This is a genomic window from Nocardia amamiensis, from assembly GCF_015477605.1.
GTDB lineage: Bacteria > Actinomycetota > Actinomycetes > Mycobacteriales > Mycobacteriaceae > Nocardia > Nocardia amamiensis_A.
Window position 1 is genome coordinate 1 of record NZ_JADLQX010000361.1, and the last position, 255, is coordinate 255.

The following is a 255-nucleotide window of genomic DNA, read 5'->3' on the forward strand; positions in this document are numbered from 1 at the left end:
AGCACCGCCACTGGCAGATCATCGAAAAGTACGGCGTCACCATCTACTACACCGCCCCCACCCTCATCCGCACCTTCATGAAATGGGGCCGCGAGATCCCCGACGCCCACGACCTGTCCAGCCTCCGACTGCTCGGCACCGTCGGCGAACCCATCAACCCCGAAGCCTGGCGCTGGTACCGGCACGTCATCGGCGCCGACAACACCCCGATCGTGGACACCTGGTGGCAAACCGAAACCGGCGCCATCATGATCT

The 255-nt window shown here is 63.9% G+C and carries 1 protein-coding gene; it reads left to right on the forward strand.

The features are described 5' to 3' along the window. Positions 1-255: AMP-binding protein (locus IU459_RS40705; RefSeq protein ID WP_195134364.1), on the forward strand; the 255-nt coding region annotated here is incomplete at both ends.